The sequence below is a fragment of the Bradyrhizobium sp. Arg816 genome, from assembly GCF_029989365.1.
GTDB lineage: Bacteria > Pseudomonadota > Alphaproteobacteria > Rhizobiales > Xanthobacteraceae > Bradyrhizobium.
This window is the reverse complement of the sequence record NZ_JAPRAQ010000045.1, coordinates 12,308-31,540: the sequence shown is the minus strand read 5'-3', so window position 1 is coordinate 31,540 and position 19,233 is coordinate 12,308. Positions and strand designations below refer to the sequence as shown.

13 protein-coding genes are annotated in these 19,233 nt (G+C 58.2%); 11 read left to right on the top strand and 2 right to left on the bottom strand.

What is annotated here, in order from left to right; translation table 11 throughout:
* Nucleotides 1-285: 285 nt before the first annotated feature.
* The 9 genes from OWC48_RS44595 (at nucleotide 286) to OWC48_RS44555 (ending at nucleotide 13,327) form a co-directional block, all read left to right on the top strand.
* Nucleotides 286-1,455 (top strand): CaiB/BaiF CoA-transferase family protein, encoded by a 1,170-nt coding sequence (locus OWC48_RS44595; RefSeq protein WP_282525723.1) that lies wholly within the window; start codon nucleotides 286-288, stop codon nucleotides 1,453-1,455.
* 199 nt (nucleotides 1,456-1,654) lie between these two features.
* Nucleotides 1,655-3,862 (top strand): acetate--CoA ligase family protein, encoded by a 2,208-nt coding sequence (locus OWC48_RS44590; RefSeq protein ID WP_282525722.1) that lies wholly within the window; start codon nucleotides 1,655-1,657, stop codon nucleotides 3,860-3,862.
* Between the two features lie 87 nt (nucleotides 3,863-3,949).
* The gene (locus tag OWC48_RS44585) at nucleotides 3,950-5,152 is read left to right on the top strand and encodes an acyl-CoA dehydrogenase family protein (protein ID WP_282525721.1); all 1,203 of its coding nucleotides are present in this window, start codon (nucleotides 3,950-3,952) and stop codon (nucleotides 5,150-5,152) included.
* 84 nt (nucleotides 5,153-5,236) lie between these two features.
* Complete coding sequence (locus OWC48_RS44580; RefSeq protein ID WP_282525720.1) at nucleotides 5,237-6,442, top strand: acyl-CoA dehydrogenase; 1,206 nt, start codon at nucleotides 5,237-5,239, stop codon at nucleotides 6,440-6,442.
* An 817-nt stretch (nucleotides 6,443-7,259) separates the two neighbouring features.
* A complete protein-coding gene (locus OWC48_RS44575; RefSeq protein WP_282525719.1) occupies nucleotides 7,260-8,210 on the top strand; it encodes an extracellular solute-binding protein in 951 nt (316 codons plus the stop codon).
* A gap of 60 nt (nucleotides 8,211-8,270) precedes the next feature.
* The gene (locus tag OWC48_RS44570) at nucleotides 8,271-9,233 is read left to right on the top strand and encodes a D-2-hydroxyacid dehydrogenase (RefSeq protein WP_282525718.1); all 963 of its coding nucleotides are present in this window, start codon (nucleotides 8,271-8,273) and stop codon (nucleotides 9,231-9,233) included.
* 434 nt (nucleotides 9,234-9,667) lie between these two features.
* Nucleotides 9,668-10,717 carry an ABC transporter substrate-binding protein gene (locus tag OWC48_RS44565; RefSeq protein WP_282525717.1) on the top strand — a complete coding sequence of 350 codons (1,050 nt, stop codon included), beginning with the start codon at nucleotides 9,668-9,670 and terminating at the stop codon, nucleotides 10,715-10,717.
* Between the two features lie 424 nt (nucleotides 10,718-11,141).
* Nucleotides 11,142-11,990, top strand: a complete 849-nt coding sequence (locus tag OWC48_RS44560) for a CmcJ/NvfI family oxidoreductase (RefSeq protein ID WP_282525716.1) — start codon at nucleotides 11,142-11,144, stop codon at nucleotides 11,988-11,990.
* A 293-nt stretch (nucleotides 11,991-12,283) separates the two neighbouring features.
* Complete coding sequence (locus tag OWC48_RS44555; protein WP_282525715.1) at nucleotides 12,284-13,327, top strand: ABC transporter substrate-binding protein; 1,044 nt, start codon at nucleotides 12,284-12,286, stop codon at nucleotides 13,325-13,327.
* Between the two features lie 475 nt (nucleotides 13,328-13,802).
* Here OWC48_RS44555 and OWC48_RS44550 read toward each other — a convergent pair whose 3' ends face one another.
* Both OWC48_RS44550 and OWC48_RS44545 read right to left on the bottom strand, forming a co-directional pair.
* On the bottom strand, nucleotides 13,803-14,498 hold the full coding sequence (locus OWC48_RS44550; protein ID WP_282525714.1) for an SDR family oxidoreductase: 696 nt from the start codon (nucleotides 14,496-14,498) through the stop codon (nucleotides 13,803-13,805).
* Between the two features lie 99 nt (nucleotides 14,499-14,597).
* Complete coding sequence (locus OWC48_RS44545) at nucleotides 14,598-15,428, bottom strand: CmcJ/NvfI family oxidoreductase (RefSeq protein ID WP_282525713.1); 831 nt, start codon at nucleotides 15,426-15,428, stop codon at nucleotides 14,598-14,600.
* Nucleotides 15,429-16,563: 1,135 nt separating this feature from the next.
* Between OWC48_RS44545 and OWC48_RS44540 the strand changes: the two genes are divergently transcribed.
* Both OWC48_RS44540 and OWC48_RS44535 read left to right on the top strand, forming a co-directional pair.
* On the top strand, nucleotides 16,564-17,316 hold the full coding sequence (locus OWC48_RS44540; protein ID WP_282525712.1) for an SDR family NAD(P)-dependent oxidoreductase: 753 nt from the start codon (nucleotides 16,564-16,566) through the stop codon (nucleotides 17,314-17,316).
* A gap of 37 nt (nucleotides 17,317-17,353) precedes the next feature.
* Nucleotides 17,354-19,066 carry a thiamine pyrophosphate-binding protein gene (locus tag OWC48_RS44535; protein ID WP_282525711.1) on the top strand — a complete coding sequence of 571 codons (1,713 nt, stop codon included), beginning with the start codon at nucleotides 17,354-17,356 and terminating at the stop codon, nucleotides 19,064-19,066.
* Nucleotides 19,067-19,233: the final 167 nt, after the last annotated feature.

Here is a 19,233-nt window from a genome sequence, read left to right as displayed (position 1 = left end):
TCCGCAGCGATTCCGGATTGCAGCTGAAATCGAAGATGTTGAACATCGCGGTCGGAACGATGCCCCAGATCGGCTCTGCCTGCGTCGCCTCGTGGGCCGCAAGCGATGCAACTATCCTGACAGAGTAACTTTGCGGTCCATTGCCTTTTCGGTAGACGATCACACTCGATGATCGTGAGAGCATGCTGTTAACGAGCCGTGTTTACTGCGAGTATTGCCGGCATTGAGCTTGCTTGACCGCATTCGGCCTGCGACTGACTAATGTTGGGAAAAGGGATCTTCGCCTTGACTGGTCCTCTGGACGGTTTTCGCGTACTCGAAATCGGCGGCTTGGGCCCGGCACCCTTCGCCGGCGCGTTGCTCGGCGATCTTGGCGCCGATGTGGTGCGCATTGACCGTATCCCCAAGCACGGGGCACCACCCGATGTGACTGCACGGGTTGATTTCTACAATCGCAACAAGCGATCGGTAGCGCTCGATCTCAAGCAACCTGAGGCCATAGCGACCGTATTGAAATTAGTGGAGCAGGCAGACGCCCTCACCGAAGGGTTTCGCCCTTCCGTGATGGAGCGCCTGGGACTTGGCCCGGAGGTTTGCCATACGGCCAATCCGCGTCTGGTGTATGCACGTATGACAGGCTGGGGGCAGGAGGGGCCGCTCGCGCAAGAGGCGGGGCACGATATTAATTTTTTGGCGTTAACGGGCGCGCTATACTGTCTAGGCGATGCCGATCGGCCGCCACCCCCGCCGCTCAATCTTGTCGCGGATCTTGGCGGCGGTTCACTTTACTTGATTGTCGGTCTCCTCGCGGCGGCAATGGAGGCTAGGCAATCGGGAAAGGGGCAGACAATCGACGCGGCCATGATCGACGGTGTAACGCATTTGATGTCAGGATTTCAGGCCTCCCGTCAGCGAGGAAGCTGGACCGAGCGGCGGTCGGACAATTTCTTTGATGGTGGCGCACCGTACTATCGCTGCTACGCGACCAAGGATGCGAAGTTCATAGCGGTCGGCGCTCTCGAGCCGCAATTCTATGCCAATCTGTTGAAAGTGATGGGCCTCACTGAGGAAAATCTTCCGGCCCAGAATGACCGAGCGGCATGGCCGCAGATGCGCGAACAATTCGCGAAAATCGTCGCCGAACGAACTCGTGAAGAATGGGGCGCTGCCGCTATGGGGCAAGACGCCTGCCTTACGCCGGTGCTGACGATCGACGAAGCACCGACACACCCGCAGATGAGGGCACGGAACGTCTACACCACGTTCGACCAACTGCGACACCCGAGTCCGGCTCCGAGGTTCTCGCGTACTGCATCTGGCCTGCGCATGCCGCCGCCGTCTCCAGGGCAGGACAGCCGCCAGACGCTCGCGGATTGGGGCATTTCGACGGATAAGATTGCCGCACTCGAGATGGCCAGCGCCATGGCAGCAAGCAACGTTACCACTCGGGAGTAGCACTGGAACGTCCGAGACAGCGGACGTTAGATTTGTTCGATCCAGTCCAGATCGGTTCATCAAGTTTCGTGATGCGAAGATGCGCGTATTGTGGGGAATTTCTCCAGATCCTCGCTGCTTTTTGCGGGCTTTAGGCGTCGACTTTTGGATAGTTGAAGAACGAAACCGAAGGACGATTGCAAGCAAGGAACAATGAAGTATGGCCGCAACCTCTAACTTGCGATCAACCGCCGCGATAGATCGCTTCTTCCGGGCCGAGTCGGTCGTGATCGTGGGAGCTTCCCCAAAAGGGGGCTATCTCACGAGCATCGTCAGGAATCTCAAGAAGTGGGGCTACTCGGGCAAACTCGCGGTAGTGAATCCGCGTTACGAGCAGGTCGAGGGTGTGCCGTGTTTTCCGAGCCTGGCGGCAATCCCGTATCCCATCGGCCTTGCGGTGGTCGGCATCCGAAGCGACGCCGTCCCGGCCGTCTTGGACGATTGCGAAGCTGCTAATGTTGGCGCAGTCCAGATCATATCGAGCGGGTTTGCTGAAGAGGGCGGCGAAGGCGTCACCAGACAGCGCCGGCTCATCGAATGGGCCGAGCGGACGGGCATCCCTGTTGTCGGTCCCAACTGCCTTGGGCTCATGAGCGTCCCCAATCGACAGGTTGCGCTGGCGATGGCATGTCAGCCCTCAAGCGTGAAGGCCGGCGGGGTCAGTCTCGTGCTGCAAAGCGGGACTCTTGCCACTGGCCTGCTCATGCCGCTGTGCGCGCGGGGAATCGGTATTGCGCGCCTCGTCACGACTGGGAATGAAGCGTGCGTCGACGTTGCCGATTTCATTCGCTACCTCGCGGACGATGAGGACACCCGCGTCATCGCCTGCTATTGCGAGCAGTTCAAGCGCCCGCTGGAATTCATCAAGGCGTGCGAGCGTGCGGCAGACAACAACAAGCCGATCGTGATGATTAAGGTCGGCCGCTCGGACGGCGCTCGTAGTGCAGCTTTCGCGCATACTGGATCGTTGGTGGGCTCGGACATGGCTGTCGATGCCGTGCTGAAGAAGCTCGGTGTGATTCGGGTCGACACGGCCGATGATCTGATTGAGACCGCGGCTGCGCTCTCCACCACCAAGCGGCCCCGCGGCCGGCGCGTCGCGTTTGTGTCTTGGTCAGGCACCGCCGGCAGCATGCTGTCCGACCTCGCAGATGCGTGCGGAATCGATTTCGCGCCGCCGCCTCCGGCGGTGAAAGCGCAGCTCAGCACTATCATTCCCGAGTACGGCACCGTCAGCAATCCGCTCGATCTCACCGGGCAAGCGTTCTACGACACACGCATCATCGACGAATCCTTGAAAACGCTTGCCACCTGCGGCGCTTACGACGTGGTCGCATACGGGGGTGATTTTCCCTCGTCCTTCGATATGGGTTCCAGCGCCGGCCAAGCACTGACGCGTGCCGCAGCGGCAGCGCCGGACGTGGTCTTTCCGGTCATGAGCCTTGTGGGGGGGCATTTTTACACGATGCGCGACCCGCAAAGCGCGATGGCGGACCCTCAGGTCGATTTCGACGGCATGCCTCTGCTGCAGGGAGCGGGGACGGGGTTGAGGGCACTCTCGGCACTCATTGATTACGCCGAGTTCTTGCGCACGCGCAAGCCCAACAGGCGTCTGTCCGACCAAAGAGGCCAGCGCAGCGCCTATTATGCGGAGGCGGTGCGCATTATTCGCCAAGCCAAGAGCGACGTTCTGACGGAGCGAGAGGGGAAGCGCTTGCTTGCGCTCTACGGCATTCCTGTCACCCGCGAAGCGCTAGCGACGAGCCCAAGTGAAGCGGCCCGCATCGCGCAGGACCTAACCTTCCCGGTGGCGATGAAGGTCGAGTCAATTGAGATTGTGCACAAGACCGATGTCGGCGGCGTCGCGCTCAACCTCTGTTCGTCTGAGGAGGCTGCGAAAGCCTTCGAGCAGATCGTGGCTTCTGTCCACTCGCACCGACCTAAAGCAGAAATCGCCGGCGTGGTTGTGCAGGACATGGCCAAGCCGGGGATTGAGTTGGTGCTCGGTGCAACATTTGATCCGCAATTCGGACCCGTCGTCGCTGTCGGCCTGGGCGGGATTTGGGTTGAGGCGCTGAATGACGTGCGCGTGCTGCTGCCGCCCTTTGATGCGGCCGATGTCCACGCGGAGATCGGACAATTGCGTGCGGCAAGTGTTCTGCGCGGTGCGCGGGGCGGGGCAAAGGCCGACCTCGAGGCGCTTGCCGACTGCATCGTTAAGTTCGGCACGCTCTGTACCGATCTCGCCGACGAAATCGGAGAGATCGACATCAACCCCATCATTCTTGTCGCGGACGGGAGCGGATTGACCGCGGTCGACTGCCTCATCACCAGAAAAAACGCGAAGGGTTCGACGGGCCCTCATTAAGAGCAACCGCCCCGTACAGCCGCCGGGCCATCCTATTAATGAGTTTTGCCGGTTGTTCAAATCGCTTTGTACCCGAAGGAAGCAACGATGGATCTCAGCTTTACAGAAGACGAGCTCGCGTTCAGAGACGAGGTCAGGGCTTTTTTGCGCTCCGCAGTACCTGCCGATATTCGCGAGAAGCTGATCTCCGGAAGGTATCCCAGCAAGGAGGACAAAATCCGCTGGACGCGAATCCTCGCCGAGAAGGGCTGGAGTGTGCCGCAATGGCCGGTTGAATATGGCGGCACGGGCTGGAGCCCCGTAAAACAGTACATCTTCAGCGAGGAGATAAGCCAGACCCCGGCGCCGGAGCCTGCCGGCAGCGGCTACGACTTAGGTGGCCCGATCATCTATACCTTCGGCAATGAGGCGCAGAAGAAGCGTTTCCTGCCCCGGATCGTGACGCTCGAAGACTGGTGGGCTCAAGGCTTCTCCGAACCGGGAGCTGGCTCCGACCTAGCCTCTCTGAATACGCGGGCTATCCGAGAGAACGACCACTATATTGTTAACGGGCAGAAGACCTGGATCACGGGCGCGCAGTATGCCGACTGGATTTTTTGCCTGGTGCGCACAGATCCGGCGGCGAAGAAGCGGCAGCAAGGTATCTCATTTCTGCTGATCGATCTGACGTCGCCCGGCGTAACCGTGCGTCCCATCAAGCTGATCGATGGTGAACATGAGGTCAGCGAGATATTCTTTGAGGACGTGCGCGTTCCAGTTGAGAACCTGGTGGGAGAGGAGAATCGCGGCTGGGAATATGCCAAGATCCTCCTCGGCAACGAGCGCTACAGCATCACCTACGTGGGCATTTCCAAGTTGCGTATTCAGCGCATCAAGGATCTCGCCGAGCGGACCCGCGTTGGCGGTGAGCGGCTGATCGACCGCGCCGATTTCCGCGAGAAGGTCGCCGCAATCGAAATCCAGCTGAAGGCTCTTGAGCTGACGCAGCTTCGCGCGCTCACCAATCAATCGAAACGGCAGAAAGGCACGCCGGACCCCGCTGGCTCAATTCTCAAGATCAAGGGCTCGGAAGTTCAACAGGCGATAGCGGAGCTTCTCATGGATGTGGTCGGTCCCTACGCGCTGCCATATCAGTCAGAAGAGGATCTGCAGAATAACGAGCCACCGATCGGTCCGGAGTGGGCTGCAACAATTGCGCCTGCTTATTTCAACGTCCGGAAAGTGCCAATCTATGGCGGCTCCGACGAAATCCAGAAGAACATCATCGCCAAGGTGGTCCTCGGTCTGTGAGGCCTTGCGGACGGTTCTGAAGCGTCGAAAGGCCTGAAAGAGTTTGAGGACTGATCACAATGCCCATTTTGGGAGGATTCGAGAGTGGATTTTCATCTTTCTGAGGAGCAGCAGCTCCTCAAAGACAGCATCGAGCGCCTGATGCGCGACTGTTATGGCTCTGATGCCCGCCACAAGTACCATGGGGAGCAGGGGGGCTTCAGCGAGCAGATGTGGGCTCGCTATGCAGAGCTCGGACTCCTAGGGCAGCCGTTTTCAGAGGCGCATGGCGGCTTTGACGGCGGCCCGGTCGAAATGATGATCGTCATGGAGGCGCTCGGCAAGGCGCTTATCCTCGAACCCTATTTCGCGACCGTGGTGCTCGCGGGCGGTATACTGCGGCGCGCGGCGAGCGAAGTGCAAAAGGCCGAGCTGATCCCCCTGATTGCGCAAGGCCGAATGAAGCTGGCCTTGGCCTGCGCTGAGCCGCAGTCGCGCTACGACCTCTTCGACGTTGAGACGCGCGCAAAGAAGGACGGGGATGGATGGGTACTGAACGGTGTCAAGAGCCTCGTCCTTCACGGCGAGGCGGCGGATCGGATCGTCGTTTCCGCACGAACGGCAGGAGACGCGAGGGAGAAGAATGGGATCGGCCTCTTCCCGGTTCGCAGTGACGCGCCGGGCGTCGTCCGCCGCGGCTACCCGACACAGGACGGCCTGCGCGGGGCCGAGATCACGCTCGAAAATGTGCGCGTTCAGGCGCTCGACGTCATAGGCGATCCAGCGGCGGCCTACCCGGTCATAGCGCGGGTTGCAGACGAGGCCGTCGCAGCGCTCTGTGCCGAAGCCGTCGGCTGTTTCGGCGAAATGCAAGCCACCACACTCGACTACATCAAGACCCGGAAGCAGTTCGGGTCGCCGATTGGTTCCTTCCAGGTGCTGCAGCATCGGGCGGTCGACATGTTGATCGAATTGGAGCAATCGCGCTCGATGGCCATGTACGCCACGATGATGGTAGGCGAAACCGATGCCAGCGAGCGCGAGCGAGCGATTTCGGCCGCCAAGGTTCAAATCGGTCATTCCGCGAAAGCCATTGGGCAGCAGTCAATCCAGCTCCATGGTGCCATTGGCATGACGATGGAGTACCGCGTGGGCCACTATTTCAAGCGCGTGGCCATGATCGACAAGCTATTCGGCGATACCGATCATCACCTACGTCGGCTTGCTGCGCTGGGCGGACTCATTGGTCGGCAGGCGAGTTCTTCCCGATGTTCGAGGAATCTGGAGGAACCGGTTCGGGCGACATTGTGAGATCATGGCGAGCGTCACAGTCGAGCGCCACCCGCTAGCACGCTGCGTGCCGTAGCAGGCACATCGTCTATGCGAACAGAGTCTACGGACCAAGGGTGGTTGTCCGGAGTCCGCGGGCCGCACGGAAGTCCATTGAAGGCGTCGAGGGGCTGACTCTGATGGATCTTCATCGCTGCCACGCCGTCAACCCAGTCCCCCGAATTGCGATCGATCAGAGAATCGAGGGATTGCGCCACCATCGGATGACGGGCAACCAAATAGCCACGAATTTGGGGACACGAGAAGGTGCATCGGGGATGGTGGAAAACTGTAGCACGAACCAAAATGCTCTCCGGGCGAGCCGGTGATGCCGTAGTTCGACAGCCGCAAGCCGCAGGCACGCGCCTTCGACCGGGCGATTCATCCCCGCGGTCGAGTTCTTTTTTCGCGCAAAAATCAGCGCGCAGATGCAGAATTTCGGCCATGGCAGGTCCATAATCGGGGATTTCGATTTCATGGCCGAAGTAAGATCGGAGCAAAAGAGGAGTGGGAGGACGCAAGTTGCGTAACGTCGAATCCGGGAATGGCACTCGGCTGCGCGCAACGCCTTTTCGACAGCAGGCCGAACTGATCTCTAAATCTGTCACCCCGCCAGTCTGATTAGGTACACCCTTTCTCGTTGCGCATGCGAGGTGATGTTCGAGCACATCACCTGGCACCCAGTCGGCCGAATTGTGACGCAGTCTTTTAGGTACCTTGCGCAGATCTCGAACGTGTGTGCGGTCGGTCCTAAATGAATATGTGCAAAAAACATGCTGCTGAAGGAACGGGGAAGGTTATGAGCAAACGCGCTTCTACTCATCAATCACTCTGTGGTCTGAGCCGACGGTCGCTCCTTCAATCAACGGCGGCCTTGCTCAGCGTACCGTTCGTGGTCAAGAGCACGATGGCCTCGGCGCAGGACAAGCTCGCTGGCAGCGGCGAAGTCGTCTATTTCAGCTTTGGCGGCTCTTTCACCGAAGAAATTCGGCGATATGTCTTCGATCCATTCACGAAGGCGACCGGCATCAAGGTCGTTGATGTAACGGGCGGCCATGCCGATGCCTCGATCAAGGCGATGAACAAGGCTGGGCGCATCGGCTGGGATATGACAAGCTTGGGTCCGGCCTATCCGGACATGAGTGAAGCCGGGATGTTCGCGCCAATCGAATATGCCCTTTGGGATGCAGAGTCGGTCGAGGGCTTGCCGCCGCAGGCTCGTCGCAAAGACGCGACTATCGCATACTCGTACTCGATGGTGCTCGCTTATGACCAGCGCGCCTTTCCAAATGGTGGTCCGAAAAATTGGGCGGACCTCTGGAACGTCAATAATTTCCCGGGACCGCGAGGACTCTACGCGACCGAGGCTAAGTTCAACTACGTGGCGGCACTTCTCGCCGCCGGCCTCGCCTCCAAGGATATCTGGCCTCTCACCGGCGACAAGCTCGATCACGCGTTCGACAAGCTCAGCGAGATCAAGCCGCATGTTGCTAAATGGTGGGCTGCGGGTGGAGAAGCACCGCAACTCCTGATCAACGGAGAATATGCGGCGACCGGCATGTACGATGGCCGCGCGATCAGTGCGATGGGCAAGGGGGTGCCGATCAAGTTTACTGCTGATAAACCAGCTCAAATATCTGTGCAGCTGAAATCGAAGATGTTGAACATCGGGGTCCAAACAATGCCCCAGATCGGCGCCGCCTGCGTCGCCGCGTGGGCTGTAACCGATGCTACCATTCTGACAGAGTAGTGGCCTATCACTTAATTCAGCATGCGCAGTGACCGCTCACCTACGGCGATAGAGATTAACATGACTGGCCAAAGCCCCGCCCTTACGATTGTTCTCAACCATCCTGCAGCCGAGACGTATGCGCGGCTCATACGAGAGCGCTTCCCGCAAGTTCGCCCGATCATAGCACCAGACCGCGGCCAGCTCGAGCGCTACATTGGTGAAGCCGACGCTCTGCTAGCCTTTCACTTCCCGGTTGAGTTCTTTGAGCAGGCTAAGAAGCTGCGCTGGTTTCAGTGCACCGGTGCCGGGGTCGACTCTATGTTCCCGATCCGGGACAAAGCAGCTCATCTCACGGTTACGAACGCGCGAGGCATCAATGGCGACCTTATTGCAGATTACGTCATGGCTGGCGTGGGGATGCTGCATTGGGATTTCCGCAACTTTTGGTGCGAACAGGGGGAACGAAAATGGAATCCCCGCAACGTGGCGCCGTTAGCCGACAAAGCGCTCGGGGTCATTGGGCTGGGGTCTACCGGAGCTACTATTGCCCGCCGCGCGAAGAGCGCGGGAATGACGGTTTTGGGCTCGAAGCGGGATACTTCCGTTCCGGTCGAAGGTGTAGATAGGCTGTTCGCCCCCAATGCACTGCAACAGTTGCTACCGCTCTGTGATTTCGTCGTCCTTGCCGTGCCGGCGACGGCGGAGACGATCGGTCTCATCGGTGCGGCCGAGTTCGCATGCATGCGGCGTGATGCCTTTCTGATCAATATCGCCCGGGGCAACGTCATTGCTGAGGCCGAACTGATCGAGGCTCTCCGGTCAGGCACGATCGCCGGTGCGATGCTTGACGTGTTTGAGCGCGAGCCGCTGCCAACTGACAGCCCGCTCTGGGATATGGCGAATGTAATTGCAACGCCGCATGTCGCCGGAAATGCGACAAGCTACATCGAGCGGGTGTTCCCGACCTTCGCCGATAATATCGAACGTTTCCTGGAAGGACAGCCGTTGAAGAACGTCGTCGATTTGCGGCGTGGTTATTGATTGCTGCAGGACGCATCAATCAGAAGGCTGTTGCAGTCGATCCTGGTGGACCCGCTCTCTGTCGGCACAAAGCTCGGTGGCGCGCAGCACGAGAATCTCTACCTCGCTCTTCGAGTCATACGGCTCGGGGACCGCTACAAGGGCGGACCAAATTAACGGGCACCCGCCTTGCAGCCCGCCGGATGAAATGCGACTAGTCACGCGCGGCGCATAAAAACTGCAAAGAAATGCCGATTTGTGTCTAAAACAGCGAATAACTCAGATATTTCGCAGTTTTTGTGCGCGTATCCGGATCACGATCCTACGCCTAATGCTTATGCAGTTCAGCAATCGAGGGAATCGTCATGACAAAGCGGGATCCTGGTGACCGATCAGTATGTGTTTTGAGCCGACGCTCAGTGGTTCAGTCAGCGGCCGCGTTGCTGGGGGCGCCATTGGTCGCCAAGGCCACGACAGCTTGGGGGCAGGAAAAGCTTGCCGGCAGCGGTGAAGTCGTCGCTTTCAGCTGGGGTGGTTCTTACACTGATGGACTTCGACGCTTTGTCTATGAGCCGTTCACGAAGGCGACCGGTATCAAGGTGATCGACGTGACAGCCGACAACGCCGAGCCTCAGGTCAAGGCTATGAACCAGGCCGGCCGCATTGACTGGGATATCGCGTATATACAGAGGCAAAACTATCCGGCAATGCACCAAGACGGGATGTTCGTGCCGATCGATTACAGTCTCTGGGATCAGGAGGCGCTCGAGGGAACACCGCCACACGCCCGTCTCGAGGATGCAGTCGTCATCAACCAGTTTGCAGAGGTGCTCGCTTATGACCAACGTGCCTTCCCGAAGGGGGGGCCGCAAAACTGGGCAGATTTTTGGGACGTCAGTAAGTTTCCGGGACCGCGAGGGCTTGAGGCTGTGCTCGGTCGACATACGATCCAATTTGCGCTCCTCGCCGCCGGCTTAGCTCATAACGATATTTGGCCACTCACCGACGACAAGCTCGATAGCGCGTTCCAAAAACTGAACGAGATCAAGCCGCACATTACAAAGTGGTGGAGCGCTGGCGGTGAATCGACTCAGCTTCTCATCAACCGGGAATACGCGATGACCGCCGCGTTCGATGGTCGTCTGGTCCGCCCCATTCGCGATGGGGCGCCAATCAAATTTGTCTGGGAAGGTGCCTACCTCAGCTATCCTTATCTCACCGTTCTGAAAGGAGGGCCGAACACTGCGAATGCGCAAAAATTTGTGGCATTCGCAAATCGCGCGGAGATTGCGGCAGGATGGACCCAAGGTACCGGCTATCCCGGGCCGAATAAAAACCAGCTCAAGTATCTGCCGGCTGATTTGATCCCGCTCCTTAGCGTAAATCCAGAGAACGCGTCGAAGTGTGTCCTGGAAGACTCTGCCTGGCTCGCGGTGAAACGCTCCGACGGCAAAACCAATGGAGAGCATATCCAGGAGCGTTGGTTGGCATGGCGAGCGCGATGAGCTTTATGGATCGGCTTTGCCCGCGGCTTGCCCTCCCCAGGCTGGGTGCGGACGGGCAGAAAGAGCTTCCTCCTGACGCTGATCGCGAGCCATCACTCGCGCCGCGACTTTACGAATCTTCACGAATCTTCGCTGCGAAAAGCCTCGACCTTTAGGCAAGTGAATTGGGAGCAGCTGAAGCATATGCAGCAATTCCGGCTTGAGGCTGATATCATCTAGTAAACACGTCAATCGCAATGACCTAGTCCTCCGTTAGGTGCTTGGTTGATGCCTGGACCAAATCTTCGAGCCGTTCCATGTCGAAATCAGTCTAAGTGAAAGGCTGCCTTGCAGAAATTATGCATCCTTGGCCGATTTTCGCTCTTTAGAGCTTCAACTCTCCTCTATTATTTGGGACATCACACGTATCGCTAGGGAGAAAGCCATGGGCAACGCGACACAAGCCTCACCAGCACGAGTAGACCGTGACCGTTTGGCAGGCGTGCCAGCTCAGCTTGTCTTTGCTCGGCGCTCCTCCGACGAAGCGGCTCCCGCAGCTATCGCGCCGAAAGCCTACAGTATTCCGGTGGTCAGCTACGATGTTACTATTCGAAACGCGCGCCCAATCGTCGACGAGCTGTCTCTTGACAAGGAAGGCTTTGCGCTGATCAAGCACAAGATTTCCTGTACAGACGTGCGCGATCCAAACCTCATGCGCGACAGATATCTGGAAGAGATGGTCCCGTTCATCAAGGACTATTTCAAGGCGTCGAGGGTTGTGCCCAAACGGAATGGTGTCGTACTTCGTCGCGCCGACCAGGGCGCCAACCCTGCAAATATGGCTCCAATCAGCAAAACTGCGCACAGTGATTACGCCCCCATCGCCGGTCCGGTGCTTGCAGCAGCTGAGAGCCAGGAGCAGGGGATTCCGATTACGGCCTATTCCCGATTGATGATCATTCAGGCTTGGCGTGTTCTCTCGCCGCCTCCGCAGGATTTCCCTTTGACGGTCTGCGACGCATCGACAATCCCAGACCGGGATATGCTCGTTGTGGATTACGGTCGAAACGAGCCCGGTTGGCACAAGAGCTGGTCTATTTTCCACAGTCCCGCTCATCGGTGGTACTACTTCCCAGAAATGACTGCGGATGAATTCATCATGTGGAAGGGCTATGATTCAGCGACGCATTACAACGTGCGGTCCGCTCATACGGCCTTCGATGATCGACACACATATCCGAACGCAATCCCTCGTGAGAGCGTTGAAGCCCGCTTTTTCGTCTACTACGACTGAGCCGCTCAACCTGGGACCTGCAGTACCGATCACTGCTTGAGGACGGGAGGACTTGCAGGAGTTCTTCCGGTTCTCGGTCCCATGGCGCTCCAATGTGCGAAGCGAGTCGGTCCTCAGGTTGTCCATTCGAAGTTCGAAAGTGAGCGAGCGCATTCTATGAGGCATACGCAAAGCAAATAGCTCTGCGTAGACGGGGGAAGCCTTGGTGACGCAGATATCTGGTCGCAATTCACTCTCTCGTCCAAACCGCCGCGCTCTGCTTCAATCAGCGGCGGCCCTGTTGAGTACGCCGCTTGTCGCCAAGACGGCCAGCGCCTGGGCGGAGGAAAAGCTCGCCGGCTCAGGCGAAGTGGTGGCGCTACGGCGGCTCTTGGACGGAAGGTGTTCGTAGGAATGTCTATGATCCGTTCACCAAAGCTACGGGTATTAGGGTCATCGACGTAACCGCCGACAATCCTGAGCCGCAGATCATGGCGATGAGCCGGGCCGGCCGCATCGACTGGGATGTTGTCTATACGGGAGGGATGACCTATCCGTCCATGCATGACGCCGGGATGTTCGTGCCCATTGACTACAGCCTATGGGAAGCGGAATCTCTGCAAGGCATTTCGGAAAGGGATCGATTCATAGACGCCGTCGTGCTTTTCCAGTACGCGGAAGTGCTTGCTTATGATCAACGCGCCTTTCCAAACGGCGGTCCGAAGGACTGGGTCGATTTTTGGGATACCAAGAAATTTCCCGGGCCGCGTGGGCTTGAGGTTGTGCTGGGTAGGCATACCATACAATTTGCGCTTCTCGCGGCCGGTGTTGCGCCCAACGACATCTGGCCGCTCACCGACGACAAGCTCGATCGCGCGTTCGAAAAACTCAACCAGATCAAACCACATATTACAAAGTGGTGGAGCGCCGGTGGAGAAGCGCCTCAGCTCTTCATGAACCGTGAATACGCGACGGCGGCCGCATTCGACGGCCGTTTGATCGGCATGATCCGCGACGCGAAGGCGCCGATCAAGTTCGTTTGGGAGGGGGCCTATCTAGGCCGCGGCTACGCGGCGATGCTGAAGGGCGGACCGAACACGACGAACGCGCAAAAGCTGATCGCCTTCTTGAACAGGGCTGAGATTGCAGCCGGATGGACATTGGGCACCCGCTCTCCCGGACCAAACATCAATCAGCTCAAATACCTCCCGGCAGACCTGGTCCCGCTCCTCAGCGTAAATCCCGAAAATGCTTCAAAATGCATCATTGAGGACGGTGCTTGGCTCGCAGCGAAACGGCCGGATGGGAAGACCAACGGAGATCACGTTCAGGAACGCTGGCTAGCTTGGCGGGCGTGATTAACGCTGGCCGAAGTTCTATCAGACTGTCTAGCGGGGGCGTCGATCTATCGTGGTCAACCACCGCAGTCCGGATAGCTCTTGGCTTGCTCGGCGAGGGTCTCTCGAGCGCTCGCAGGGTCGCAGCGCTACGGCACCTTCGCGGCTGGCGAGCCAACCATCACGCGGCCATTGTGAGTGGTTGCCATCGCGAATTCCATGGCAATTCGAGCCTCCGAGACGAAGTGCGTTGCGTCAAGCACGCCTGAGCATGACTGAAACTTCGATTCAACGAGGTCACGCGTCTCGCCGGACCGCGCCTAAAGCTACCGCGAGTGGAAATGCAGAAAGATCGGGCTTCCGCAAGAGCACTTACTCGCCCGTAGCAAAATCTCGCATCCAGCTTGCTATGCGCAAGCTTGCGCGCCAGCTCGTTGATCGCGTTCCTGCGAACCCTGAAATTGCGCTCCCGTCGTTTAGATGGGAGCGCCGGCGCTCACCAACGGATCGGTGAACCTCGATAGTCTTTAAAAGAACCACTGTTGGCTGGCGTGAGCTCGGCGATCCGCCGGCTGAGGCCGTGCGCGCTCTCCTCGGCGGAGACGGCAGCGACTTCGCCGCCGCCCATGGCTGTCCGCACCCAGCCGGGATGCAATATTGCAACCAGAATCCCATCGCAGGCCCAGTCCCGCGACAAGCCGCGCATACCGTTGTTGAGCGCCGCCTTGGATGCCCGGTAGGCATAACTGCCGCCGCCAGCGCTGCTCGTAGAGCCAAAATTGCTACTGATGGCGGCCAACTTCTTCTCAGAGCCGCGCCTCAGGTTGTCACGGAGCGCATAGGCGACGAGCATCGGCCCAAGCGCGTTGATCCGTAGCGTCTTCATCCAGATCTCAGTATCGATCCGATCAGGCGACCGAGCGCTCGGGTCACTCATCCCGGCATTGTTGATCACGATGTCGATCGGCTGATCACCAAGCTCGTGCTTCAACGAAGTGATCGAGGCTTCCTCCGCTACGTCAAGCTGCATGATTCGCACACGGCCATTGGACGCAGCGGTCAGCTCCTTGAGGGCGTCCGCGCTTGCAGGATCCCTGCAGCAGGCGATGACCTCGGCCCCCTCGGCCGCGTATAGGCGCGTGAGTGCAAGACCGACACCCCTGTTCGTACCCGTGATTAGAACTGTAGTCATCTGAGGAACCCCATTACCTTTATGTGTCTGACGCCTAGCGTGATGGCAAAGCGGCTTCAGAGTTGTGAGCGATCCATACCATGAAATATCCCAGGCTACTCAGGCGTAGTACACGAAGAACCGAGCCTCGATACTCTCACGAGGTTTTGCATTGGGATGCGCGCGCCGATTGTCAAATGCTGAGTGAGGTGCTCTGGCATTGCAATTGTCTTCGGAGTCAAAGCCCTTAAAGAGAATGAGCTCGTCCACCGTCATCTCAGGAAAGTAGTACCACTTCTCGAATGGATTGTAGTTTAGCACGCAGCTCTTATACGTAGCCTCAAGATCCGAAGTGTAATCATGTACGACGATGTCGGTATCGAGAGCGGTTGCGCTATCGCAGAGCGCCAACGGAAAATCCTGAGGAGGTGGGGAGAGGGCACGCCAAGCTTGAATGATCATCAATCGAGAATACGACCGTATCGGAATGCCCTGCTTCTGGCTCTCCCGCGCGGCGACCATTGGGGCGGCGATAGGTGCGTAATCGATGTGGGCCATTGCACCAGGTCCCCTTAATCCAGGAACAGCGTTCCTATCGGTGGATCGAGCAATGACGCCATCTCGTCGGGGGATGACCCAGGATGCGTTGAAGTAGTCCTTAATGAACGGAGTCATTTCCTCCAGATATCTTTGGCACAGGATCTCTGGGTTACGCTCGTTCGCGCAAGATACCTTGTGCTGAACGAGCGTGAAGCCTTCTCTATCGAGGGACAGCTCGTTCACAATCGGGCGCGCATTGCGGATAGCGACGTCATAGGTGACCATCGGTAGGTCTTCGTATCGAGGCAAACTAATTGCTGGAGCGTTTTCGTCGGCGGTGCGTCGAGCAAAGGCAATCTCACCATGCACGCATTCCAAACGATCACGGTTTACTCGAGTTGCCATGGCCATCCGTCTCCCTAATGCTATCGTCGTTACCTCTGGAGCAAAACGATAGGCGAAAGGTTACGCCCAATTGCCGACAATGACGACCGAAAGACGTAGAAATTGTGCGAAGTAAGCCTGGCCTGCGTTGGTTTTACGCGTTAGCCGTCGGACTCGGAGAAGAATTCGTCTGTATTCGATTGTAATGCGTCTCACTCGATGGCTTACAACGGAAGTGCTCCGGCGGGGCATGCCCGAACCTGCATTCTGGTCTTCAATCGAGCACCCGCGCTGGCGCTCCGAAAACTAATCCGGGCTTAGCGCAGGAAGCGATTTGCTCCGTCTCTTGATCGGCGTGTTCCGCATCGCGGAAGAGCAAAACCTATCGATGTTCTGTCGATGATCTACTGCTCGCGCCTAATTTGCTCGAGTAAAAGAAGCGAGGGTGGGATCGGACGTTTGAAGATGAGGCGGCTTTCGCGAATGAGCCGATAGGTCAGAGAGTAGAGCTACTGTAGCAATTGTCCCGTTCAGGACCTGCCCATTGCACAGCCGGACAAGAAGCTCGTTGCCCAAAAGTGTTGCGAGGTTTTGCTGCAAGGGCGCAAACGATCTGAACAACAGGAATGGGCTTCAGATGTTTGACCATTTTATCGGCACTGCAGCGGTGCCATCGTTGTCGTGCGTCGTTTTTTCCGCTCGCGCCACGTGCCAGCTCTAATGGCCGCAGACAAGAATACCAGTTCTAGGCAATGCGCCGTAAGCGCTCCTCGTGGTGGTGTTGTTGGTCAATAACCCTGCACGGCGAGGTCTGTTCGTCCAGTTGTGCTTCCAGACCCCTGCAGGAGAGCGGCGCTCCCATTCGATCTGGAACGTGAGGCGAGTACTATGGAATCCCATTCGCTGTCGGTGGGCCGAAATGCCTGCGGTTGCGCTCGATGCGAGTACTTTGAGATCAGCTGTCATTCAAGTTCGGGCGTAACGCGAACCCGATCGCAGCTACCGGATATGGCGCTGTATTTCCGCATTATCTTGCGAGCGCTCGCAGCAATGCGGCGCATCTGGATCGAAAATCGCGCAACATGGCCGATGAATATCTCCTATTCAGGCGACTGGCCTGTCGGAGTACGCCGACGAAATTGTTAATATAAGAGAGCGGCGCATGAAATTTCGATATGATCTCGAAGGTCAAGTTGCGCTGGTAACGGGAGGGGCGTCGGGAATTGGTCTTGCGACCGTCCGCATGCTCGCATCGTTTGGCGCCAAAGTAGCGGTCAATCATTTGACGGGCGATGAGGGGGCGCTTGGCGCGCTCACGAGCGAGGGGCTGAATGTTGTCAGTGCGCCTGGCAATGTGGCTGATCCCGCTGAATGTGCGGCGATGGTTGACCGCGTATTGCAGCGCGAGGGAAAGCTAAATTATCTCATTAACAACGCCGGCACCTCGGGTACGACCAATCCGATCGACTTTGCTGACCTCGACGCCATGTCGGAGGAGTTCTGGGAGTTGATTCTTTCGACGAATCTTCTGGGCCCATTTCGTTGCGCTCGCGCGGCGGCGGGTGCGCTTAAGAGTTCCGGCGGAGCAATCGTGAACACAGCCTCGAATTCCGGCTTCACTACGCGCGGAAGTAGTCTTGCCTATGCGTCGAGCAAGGCGGGATTGATCAATATGACGCGCTCGTTGGCGCGCGCCCTTGCTCCTTCTGTTCGAGTCAACGCTGTTGCGCCGGGGTTTGTTGATACGCCCTGGACCAAGCAGTGGCCTGACGCGCGTAGAAAGGATGCGATGCAGCGTTCCTTTCTCAATCGAGCGGCAACGCCCGAAGATATCGCCGAAGTCATCGTTTTCCTCGCGGCGGGTGCCGCTTACGTTAATGGCCAGACTATCGTGCTTGATGGCGGCTCGATGTAGTGCCGCCGACTAGATACATCTGACATCGAGGTTCGATATGAATGCACCGGTTAAACCAACCACCCACCCTGCGCCGCCCAAGAAAATGACGGGCGGTCGCTTCATTGCCGAAACGCTCAAGGCGCAGGGGGTGTCCCACGTCTTCTTTATGGATGCCATTCTGCGCCATGCCCTCACAGAGATGGAGGAACTCGGAATCAGGCGCGTGCTTGGTCATTCCGAGAAGGCGGTTGCCTATATGGCCGACGGGTATGCGCGCGCTTCGCGCCGCCCCGGTGTTTGCATGGCGCAATCCGTTGGCGCAGCCAACCTCGCGGCCGGTCTGCAGGAATCCTGGTTCGCGTTCTCGCCCGTAATTGCACTCACCGGTCGGCATCCGGCGCACAACCAATATCGCAATGCTTACCAAGAGTTGCCGCACGAGCCGCTATTTTCACAGGTTACCAAATTTAGCGGGCGAGTCGACGTCCCGGATCAGTTGCCGCATCTCCTAAGGCAAGCGTTCCGCGAGACGACGACAGGAGTGAGCCGACCAGTGCATATCGACCTCGTTGGGCACACCGGACAAGTCGCGGGAAGCACGGAGATACTTGCGTCGGTGCTCCCGGAGGAGGAATATGCCCGCATTCCGTCATCCCGACCTTCTCCAGATCCGGCTCAGGTTGCAAAGGCCGCTGCGGCGATCCAAAGGTCTCGACGGCCCGTCATCATTGCGGGCGCTGGTGCGATCTTGTCGGGCGCGGAGCTCCAGCTAACCGCTTTCGCCGAAAAGCACCGCATCCCGATCGTCATGTCACTTGACGCGAAGCAGGTCCTTCCAGACGGGCATCCGCTTAACGGCGGCATCGTTGGCACCTATTCGCAAGCTTGCGCAAACCAGATTGTTCATGCTGCCGATCTCGTCTTCTTCGTCGGAAGTGATGCAGGCGACATGACGACGAACAACTGGACCCTGCCGAGGCCCGGGACAGTCGTAGTCCAGGTCGACATTGATGCGTCCGAGATTGGGCGTAATTTTCCTGGCACCATCGGAATGCACGGTGACCCGATCGCGGCTCTTCGAGCCCTCGATGCTGTTATGGTGTCCGACGAAAGGCCCGAATGGTTGGAGTTGGTTACGTCGTCCGTTGCGAGGTGGCGAGCCGACGTCGAGACTGACTGTGCTTCGGACGCTGTCCCGATTCGGCCCGAGCGGCTTTGTCGGGAGTTGGGTAAGTGGTTGCCGAAGGACGCCATTTTGGTCGCTGATACGGGGTTTGCCTCGCATTGGAGTGGCACACTCTTGCCGCTGAAAGATCGAGGGCAGCTATACCTTCGCGCCGCAGGATCGCTTGGCTGGGCGTTCCCGGCGGCGCTGGGCGCACAGTGTGCTCACCCGGACAGGCCGGTGGTCTGCCTGACTGGCGACGGCGGGTTCATGTATCACCTGCCTGAACTTGAGACGGCGCGCCGCCACAACCTGAAAACGATCACAATCGTCAACAATAATCACAGGCTGGCACAGGGACGGCGCAACATTGACGCCGCCTATGAAGGCCGGACTGGCAACAGAGACGAGATTTTTGTCTACCGCGAAATGAATTTCGCCAAGCTGGCGCGTGACATGGATTGCTTCGGAGTGCGTGTCGAGCATCCGGCGGATCTTCCTAAGGCATTTGCAGAGGCGCGCGCCTCAGGCCTGCCCGCCGTAATCGACGTTCCCACCGATCCGTCGGCGTTGGCGTCGCTGCCTTGGAGCGGTACAACCTAAGCAGAAGTCCTAGTCGCTGACTTCGATTGCCGGTGCACTAGGCGGCGTCCCCGTCACAATAGGCATTGACGAGAACCTCACCAGGGTTGTTCGGATCTCATGTTTGCCCCTCGGCTGCCCATCATCAGCAGCCGAGGGAGCGTACGTCAGGGAAAATTTGTCCAAAT

Bases quoted from the DNA above. Each gene is read 5' to 3' on its own strand.
- OWC48_RS44585 (WP_282525721.1), top strand. From the start codon at position 3,950: ATGGATCTCAGCTTTACAGAAGACGAGCTCGCGTTCAGAGACGAGGTC.
- OWC48_RS44560 (WP_282525716.1), top strand. From the start codon at position 11,142: ATGGGCAACGCGACACAAGCCTCACCAGCACGAGTAGACCGTGACCGT.
- OWC48_RS44570 (WP_282525718.1), top strand. From the start codon at position 8,271: ATGACTGGCCAAAGCCCCGCCCTTACGATTGTTCTCAACCATCCTGCA.
- OWC48_RS44550 (WP_282525714.1), bottom strand. From the start codon at position 14,498: ATGACTACAGTTCTAATCACGGGTACGAACAGGGGTGTCGGTCTTGCA.
- OWC48_RS44545 (WP_282525713.1), bottom strand. From the start codon at position 15,428: ATGGCCATGGCAACTCGAGTAAACCGTGATCGTTTGGAATGCGTGCAT.
- OWC48_RS44535 (WP_282525711.1), top strand. From the start codon at position 17,354: ATGAATGCACCGGTTAAACCAACCACCCACCCTGCGCCGCCCAAGAAA.
- OWC48_RS44590 (WP_282525722.1), top strand. From the start codon at position 1,655: ATGGCCGCAACCTCTAACTTGCGATCAACCGCCGCGATAGATCGCTTC.
- OWC48_RS44575 (WP_282525719.1), top strand. From the start codon at position 7,260: ATGAGCAAACGCGCTTCTACTCATCAATCACTCTGTGGTCTGAGCCGA.
- OWC48_RS44540 (WP_282525712.1), top strand. From the start codon at position 16,564: ATGAAATTTCGATATGATCTCGAAGGTCAAGTTGCGCTGGTAACGGGA.